The organism is Streptomyces sp. A1277, assembly GCF_004795015.1.
Lineage (GTDB): Bacteria > Actinomycetota > Actinomycetes > Streptomycetales > Streptomycetaceae > Streptomyces.
The window spans coordinates 1-7,169 of record NZ_SSBI01000090.1 but is presented as its reverse complement, the minus strand read 5'-3'; the positions used below and the strand labels follow the sequence as shown (position 1 = coordinate 7,169).

Genomic DNA, 7,169 nt, shown 5'->3' with positions numbered 1-7,169 from the left:
CGGCTGGATGAGTTCCCACTGGTCGTCACTGAGCTGTCGGCGCGTCACACCGGCGTTCTACCGTGATCCGTCCCGGCACGGCAGCGGAACGCAGATATTGATCACGACCTCACACAGGCCCTAGGAGTTGACGGCATGGACTTCGGACTCGTCCTCCAGACGGACCCGCCCGCATCGGCCGTCGTCGGCCTGATGCGCCGCGCCGAACGCAACGGATTCCGCTACGGCTGGACCTTCGACTCGGCGGTGCTCTGGCAGGAGCCGTTTGTCATCTACAGCGCCATCCTCGAACACACCGACCGCCTCACCGTCGGCCCCATGGTCACCAACCCCGGCACCCGCACCTGGGAGGTGACCGCCTCCACCTTCGCCACCCTCAACGACATGTACGGCAACCGGACCGTGTGCGGCATCGGCCGGGGCGACTCGGCGATGCGCGTCGCCGGACGCCGCCCCAACACCCTGGCCCGGCTCGGCGAGGCCATCGACGTCATCCGCGACCTCGCCGAAGGCCGCGAGGCGTCCGTCGACGGGCAGCCGGTCCGGCTCCCGTGGGTCAAGGACGGCCGGCTCCCGGTCTGGATGGCCGCGTACGGTCCCAAGGCCCTCGCGCTCGCCGGGCAGAAGGCCGACGGCTTCATCCTCCAGCTCGCGGACCCCTACCTCACCGAGTGGATGATCAAGGCGGTACGGGACGCGGCGGCCGGGGCCGGACGCGATCCGGGCTCCGTGGCGATCTGCGTCGCCGCCCCCGCCTACGTCACCGCCGACGACTCGCCGGACGCCCTCGCCCACGCCCGCGACCAGTGCCGCTGGTTCGGCGGAATGGTGGGCAACCACGTCGCCGACCTCGTCGCCCGGTACGGCGAGCACTCCGGCCTCGTCCCCGACGAGCTGACCGCGTACATCAAGGGCCGGCAGGGCTACGACTACAGCCACCACGGCCGCGCCGGGAACCCCTCCACCGACTTCGTCCCCGACGCCATCGTGGACCGCTTCTGCCTGCTCGGCCCGGCCGAGGCCCAGATCGAGAAGCTGAGGCACCTCAAGGAGCTGGGCGTCGACCAGTTCGCCGTCTACAACATGCACGACGCCCGCGAGGCGACCATCGACGCCTACGGCTCCACCGTCATCCCCGCCCTCACCGACTGACGGCCGCGCCCCCGGTCGTACGCACCCGCGTCCCGCCCCGCACGGCACCGCTCCGAGCGAAGGGTTCAGCCGCCATGACGTCGACCGCCCCACCACCCCGTCCCAGGACCCCATACCCGTACGCCCCGAGCGCGTCGAACTCGCTCCCGGCGCCGCCCCGGACGACAAGCGGTTCGTCAATCAGGACCTGCTGCCCGTCCCGCTGGAGCGGCGCGACTGGACCACGTACGACTTCGCCGCCCTCTGGGTCGGCATGGCCCACAACATTGCGTCCTGGCTGCTCGCCTCCGGTCTCGTCGCCCTCGGCATGGACTGGAAGCAGGCGGTCTTCACCATCGCGCTCGCCAACCTGATCGTGCTCGGGCCGATGCTGCTCACCGGTCACGCCGGGCCCAAGTACGGCATCCCCTTCCCGGTGCTGGCGCGGGCGTCGTTCGGGCTGCGCGGCGCCAACCTGCCCGCCCTGATCCGGGCGGCGGTGGCCTGTGCCCGGTTCGGCATCCAGACCTGGATCGGCGGGGTCGGCATCTTCACCTGGCTCGGCCTCGTCGGCGGGCTGCCGGGCACGGTCGCGGGCATCCTGATCGCCGACTACTGGATCGCGCGGCGCACCGTGCTCGACCTCGCCGATCTGTACCGGCCCGGCGGACGCTACTGGTATGCGGGCGGCTGGAACTGGCGGGCCGTCACCGCCTTCGCGGTCGGCGGCGTGCCGGCGATCGGCGGTTCGCACTCGGAGCCGGGGAAGGGGCCGTTCCCCTCGGACGGCCTGGTGCCGTTCCTGAAGCCGCTCGCCGACTACGGCTGGGCGGTGGGGCTCGTCTCATCGCTGGTCCTGTACGCGCTCCTCATGGGGCGCGAAGGCGTCACAGCGGGGAGGACGACCGGCTCAGCAGGGCGCTGACGTCGAACGACTCACTCCGCGAGGGCGTGGTCCTGGGCACCGGCTCGTCGAAGTCCGAGAGGTTCACGACCGCGTCCGCGCCGTCGTCGCCGTGCAGGGTGAGCCGCAGCGGATACGGCTTGCCGGTGGCCGCCACGTCCACAGTCAGCGTCGTGTTGCCGCGCATCCTGGTCAGCGGCACGACGGACGCCTTGCCGAGGGTGGTCTTCGGGCCCTTGTTGAGGGTGCCGCTGTCGTCGTTCGCGTTGTCGCTGACGAGCTTCTGGACGGTGTCGAGGTCGCACGTCTTGGTCAGGCCGCGCAGCCGGGGGTTGTCGGCCGGGGCCTTGAGGTAGCGGTCGCCCAGGATCGCGGCGAAGGCCGAACCGCCGTTGGGCACCTGGTTCTTCCAGAAGTCCGCGTCCGGCTTGAGCCACACGTCGTCGCCGCGTTTGACGATCAGCACCGAGCCCTGGCTCCGGCCCAGGTCCACCGAACCGTTGCAGTTGCCGTCCCGGTCGAGGGTGAGGTCCAGGGACATCGGCTTGCCGCCCCGGCCGAGGTCACCGCGCGTGGTCACATGCAGCGAGTGCGCGCCGAGCAGCGCGTCGCGGGAGCGGTCGGCGATCTGCTGGGCGGTGAGGTGGTCGATGTCCTCCGCATGGGCGACACCGCCGAGCGCGCCGGTGCCGGTGACGCCGATCAGGATCGCCGCTGTCCATGCGGCCGGGCGTGTGCCGAGGTGAGAGCCGGTCACGTCGCCTCCTCGAAGGGTCGTGGCGGGACTGTTCGGGTGCTCCGTCCGATCAGAACGAGCGTACGCCGGGGCCGGGGACGTCGCCCCTTCGGCGTACACGCATCCGAGCGACCGCCCTCCGGTGCACACGCAACGTGACATTCTCCCGGCGCCCCCGGTTAGGGAAGCCGTGGGCGGCCGCTCCGGCGGACCGCCCGTGCACCAGTACCGAACGCCACCGCCCGCGGCCTCCACACCGGTCACGGACGGTCACCACCGAAAGGGCACCATGAAGACGTTCCCGGGAAGCCCGTCCCGTGCCGTGCTGCGCTCCGCCGCCGTCGCCGGTCTGACCACCGCCCTCGCCGTGGCGGGCGGTCTCGCCACCGCAGCATCGGCCGCCGCCCCCGCCGCGACGCCGCCCGGCCTCTCCTGCGAGACGGGCAAGCACGCCGTCGACGACTACACCGGGTACGCGCTGTGCCGGAACAACGGCGGCATGACGCAGACCTTCTGGGTGCACCTGGTCTGCGGCTGGTCCCCGGACGTGGACGGCGAGCACGTCACCCTCAGCCCGGGCCAGTCCGGCCAGTCGACCGCGCACTGCGCCGGCCTCGGCACCGGGATCGGCGAGATCAGCGTCCGGCCGTAGGAGCGTCCCGCACGGTTGAGGGGATCGCCCCCACTCGTTACCCTCCAGTAAGTCCGTTCGCGCGGACAGGTGGCGGACAGGTGCGCGCACCTGGCGGTACGAGGGAGGCGAACGGCCCATGTCCTCAGCGGAGATCACCCGAACGGACGACACGGCACCGGATGGCGCGGGACCGGGCGGCGCGGCGTTGGATGCCGAGGGACCGGGCGGCGCGGCACCGGGCGGCGCCGGACCTGCCCTCACAGCACCGGGCAGCCCGGCATCCGGCGTCGCACGGCCGCAGGCCGACGCCCCGCCCGGTCTCGCCGACAGCGTGCGGGCCCTCGCGGACGGACGGGTCACCTCCATGGAGCTGGTCTCCGCCGCGCTGGCGCGGATCGAAGCGAGCCGGGGCACCCTCAACGCCTTCCGGCACCTGCGCGCCGAGGCCGCGCTCGCCGAAGCGGCCGAGGCGGATCGCCGGCTCGCGGCGGGGGAGCGGCTGCCCCTGCTCGGGGTGCCCGTCGCGGTCAAGGACGACACCGACGTCGCCGGGATGCCCACCCACTTCGGCTGCGCCGGGGACCGGGTCGCCGCGACCGCCGACAGCGAGGCCGTCCGCAGGCTGCGCGCGGCCGGGGCCGTGATCGTCGGGAAGACCAACTCCTGCGAACTGGGGCAGTGGCCGTTCACCGAGGGGGCCGCGTTTGGCGCCACCCGCAACCCGTGGCACACCGACCACACCCCGGGCGGCTCCTCCGGCGGTTCGGCGGCCGCCGTCGCCGCCGGCCTGGTACCCGCCGCGCTCGGCTCGGACGGCGCCGGCTCCGTCCGCATCCCCGCCGCCTGGACCCACCTCGTCGGCATCAAACCGCAGCGCGGCCGGATCTCCGTGCACCCGCACAGCGACGCCTTCCAGGGCCTCACCGTCAACGGCCCGCTGGCCAGGACCGTGGCGGACGCCGCCCTGCTGCTGGACGCGGTCGCGGGGCCGCACCCCGAGGACCCGCACCGCCCGCCGCCCGTCAGCGCCTCGGCCGCCGCCCGCCGCGACCCGGGCCGGCTGCGCATCGCCCTCGCCTGGCGCCCCCCGCTCACCCTCACCGGCACGGCGCCCCACCCGGACGTGTGCCGCGCGGTCACCGAGATCGCGGAGGCGCTGGCCCGGCTCGGCCACCACGTGGAGGAGGCCCGGCCGCGCTACGGGCTCATCGGCCTCGGCTTCGTGCCCCGCGCCACCGCCGGGATCGCCGAACTCGCGGCACTGCACCCCGAACCGGCGCTGCTGGACGCGCGCACCCGCAGCGCGCTGCGCACGGGCGCCCGGCTCGGCGGCCGGGTGGTGCGGGCGGCCAGGGCGCGCGAGGTGCACCAGCACCGGCGGATCGGCGCGCTGTTCCACCGGGGGCGCGGCGGGGCCGGGTTCGACGTGCTCCTCACCCCGACGACCGCGCTGCCGCCGCCCCGGATCGGCAGGTTCGACGGGCTGAGCGCCTGGCGCACCGATGTGGCGATGACCGAGGCGTGCCCGTACGCCTGGCCGTGGAACGTGCTGGGCTGGCCCGGCGTCAACGTCCCGGCGGGCTTCACTCCGGACGGCCTCCCGGTCGGCGCCCAGCTCCTCGGCCCGTCCCGCAGCGAGGAACGGCTCGTCGCGCTGGCCGCCCAGCTGGAGGCCGACCGGCGCTGGTTCGAGCACCGGCCGCCGGCCCTTTAGGGCACCCGCGCGGTCCACTCGTCGGTGGTGAACTTGGTGCGGACCAGCTCCTCGGCCCTGGCCAGCTCCTCGGGGGTCACGTTGCCCCGGGTCAGGCCGTGCCGGTTGCGGAAGGACTCGATCATCCGCTCGATGACGGCCTGGCGGGGGAGTCCGGTCTGCCGGCGCAACGGGTCGACGCGCTTCTTGGCGCTCTTCGTCCCCTTGTCGGACATCTTCTCCTTGCCGATGCGCAGCACGTCGAGCATCTTGTCGGCGTCGATGTCGTAGGACATCGTCACGTGGTGCAGCACCGCGCCGGGGCCCCCGTCCGGGCCGACCACGCGCTTCTGCGCGGCGCCGGCGATCTTCCCGACCTCCGTCGCGATGTCGTTGAGCGGCTGGTACCAGGCTTTGATGCCCATGTCGCCCAGGGCCTCCAGCACCCAGTCGTCCAGGTAGGCGTAGCTGTCGGCGAAGGAGAGGCCGGAGACCAGCGACTGGGGGACCGCGAGGGAGTACGTGATGGTGCTGCTCGGCTCGGCGAACATCGCCCCGCCGCCGGAGACGCGCCGGACGACCGTGACTCCGTGGCGTTCGACCCCCTCGGGATCGACCTCGTTGCGCAGGGACTGGAAGCTGCCGATGATCACCGCCGGGGAGTCCCACTCCCACACCCGCAGCGTCGGCGGGCGCCTGCCCGCCGCGACCTGCGCCGTGATGACTTCGTCCAGCGCCATGTGGAGCGCGGGGGACTGCGGGGCGTCGTGGATGAGCTGCCAGTCGTAGTCGCTCCACTCCGTGGCGTGCGCCAGGGCCCGGCGTACGGCGACGGCGACGCCCTCCGAGGTGAGGCCGAGCATCACCGTCGACTCCGGGAGCGCCGCGTCGATCCTGGCCGCCAGGGCGACCGTGTCGGTCGTCGCCGGAGCGCCCTCCAGCGCCGCGTCGATCGCGAGGATCGCCTCGTCCGGCTCCAGGAAGAAGTCACCCGCCACCCGGACATCGCGCAGCGCGCCGCCCTCGACCTCCAGGTCCACTACGACCAGCTTGCCGCCGGGGATCTTGTACTCACCGTGCACAGCCATGCCTCCACTTCCGCCCGGTCCGCTTGCCCACGCAAGGGCTCCGACCAGGCACAACGCCACCGGTGCGCGGTTTAGTCCGCCGACCGCACCGGGACCGGTCCGGGGCCCGGCGACAGGTGATCACGCACAAATCATGATCCGTCCAGGCCGTTTGACACGGCGGCATCGCAAGGTCGTGGCGGGACCCGTCCGGGCCTGGTGCCGGCGCCGGAGCGCGGACGAGACTGGCGCTCGCACGTCTGTGCACACGCACTCCCACCCCCCAGAAGGCAAGATCCTCAAGCGAACGCAGGTTCGACGCGGGTTCGACCTCTTCCTGTCGGGCAACCGCTCCATGGACCCGTTCGGCGCCCGCTACCTGTGCGACTTCTACTGCTCCGCCGCATGGCACTGAACCACCGGTCCGCAGGCATGTCGCCCATCCCTGCGGACCGTTGGTACGTGCGGGCCCGTCGTCGCTTCGACTCCTGTGGTCCGTACCAAAGTCTTGACAGCACCTTCCTTCACTTCTTAAATCATGTAACGAACCAAGTGCCCCGCGTCCGCTCCACCGCGTCTGCTCAACCTGTCATGCGCATGACTTACGTGCGTACGGCGGGGTTCGCCTTCCCTCCCCCATATACGCACCGGAAGGGAGAGTCATGGACTCCCCACGTCTTTCGCGGCGCCTGCTGCGCTCCGTGCTCCCGGCACTCGCTCTCGCCCTGGCCACAGCCGGCCTGGTGGGCAACGGCGGCCCCGCCCCCGCGGCCGCCGCGCCGATGTCGCAGACGGCGGCGACCGCCACGACGACGTTCTCCGACGAGTTCGACGGTGCGGCCGGCTCGGCCGTGGACGGCGGCAAGTGGCAGATCGGGACCGGCGACAACGTCGACAACCACGAGCGGCAGTACTACACCTCAGGGAACAAGAACGCCGCGCTGGACGGCCAGGGCCATCTGGTCATCACCGCCCGCAAGGAGAACCCCTCCAACTACCAGTGC

General features: G+C 72.5%; 7 protein-coding genes and 1 pseudogene. 6 read left to right on the top strand and 2 right to left on the bottom strand.

All coding sequences use genetic code 11. The features are described 5' to 3' along the window. The first annotated feature begins 135 nt into the window (after positions 1-135). Together E6R18_RS33630 and E6R18_RS33625 are read left to right on the top strand one after the other, a co-directional pair. Positions 136-1,152, top strand: coding sequence for a TIGR03842 family LLM class F420-dependent oxidoreductase (locus E6R18_RS33630; RefSeq protein WP_136320655.1), 1,017 nt, complete (start codon positions 136-138; stop codon positions 1,150-1,152). A 112-nt stretch (positions 1,153-1,264) separates the two neighbouring features. Then, the gene (locus tag E6R18_RS33625; protein WP_136320654.1) at positions 1,265-2,056 is read left to right on the top strand and encodes a cytosine permease; all 792 of its coding nucleotides are present in this window, start codon (positions 1,265-1,267) and stop codon (positions 2,054-2,056) included. Here the strand turns inward: E6R18_RS33625 and E6R18_RS33620 are convergent. Continuing rightward, positions 2,019-2,792 carry a hypothetical protein gene (locus tag E6R18_RS33620; RefSeq protein WP_136320653.1) on the bottom strand — a complete coding sequence of 258 codons (774 nt, stop codon included), beginning with the start codon at positions 2,790-2,792 and terminating at the stop codon, positions 2,019-2,021. The genes E6R18_RS33625 and E6R18_RS33620 overlap by 38 nt on opposite strands. Before the next feature lie 268 nt (positions 2,793-3,060). Between E6R18_RS33620 and E6R18_RS33615 the strand changes: the two genes are divergently transcribed. Continuing rightward, complete coding sequence (locus E6R18_RS33615) at positions 3,061-3,423, top strand: hypothetical protein (protein ID WP_136320652.1); 363 nt, start codon at positions 3,061-3,063, stop codon at positions 3,421-3,423. Positions 3,424-3,541: 118 nt separating this feature from the next. Continuing rightward, a complete protein-coding gene (locus E6R18_RS33610) occupies positions 3,542-5,119 on the top strand; it encodes an amidase (protein ID WP_240799946.1) in 1,578 nt (525 codons plus the stop codon). On the opposite strand, the gene E6R18_RS33605 is transcribed toward E6R18_RS33610, so the two are convergent. Continuing rightward, a complete protein-coding gene (locus tag E6R18_RS33605) occupies positions 5,116-6,180 on the bottom strand; it encodes a biotin/lipoate A/B protein ligase family protein (RefSeq protein WP_136320656.1) in 1,065 nt (354 codons plus the stop codon). The genes E6R18_RS33610 and E6R18_RS33605 overlap by 4 nt on opposite strands. A 247-nt stretch (positions 6,181-6,427) precedes the next feature. Here E6R18_RS33605 and E6R18_RS34350 point away from each other — a divergent pair, with 247 nt between their 5' ends. Both E6R18_RS34350 and E6R18_RS33600 read left to right on the top strand, forming a co-directional pair. After that, entirely contained in the window at positions 6,428-6,580 is a 153-nt protein-coding gene (locus E6R18_RS34350; protein WP_168712513.1) for a hypothetical protein, read from the top strand. A 247-nt stretch (positions 6,581-6,827) separates the two neighbouring features. Next, positions 6,828-7,169: pseudogene (locus E6R18_RS33600) on the top strand (1,3-beta-glucanase); the annotation flags it as partial.

Coding starts and splice junctions, on each gene's coding strand:
- E6R18_RS33630 (WP_136320655.1), top strand. CDS start 136: ATGGACTTCGGACTCGTCCTCCAGACGGACCCGCCCGCATCGGCCGTC.
- E6R18_RS33615 (WP_136320652.1), top strand. CDS start 3,061: ATGAAGACGTTCCCGGGAAGCCCGTCCCGTGCCGTGCTGCGCTCCGCC.
- E6R18_RS33610 (WP_240799946.1), top strand. CDS start 3,542: ATGTCCTCAGCGGAGATCACCCGAACGGACGACACGGCACCGGATGGC.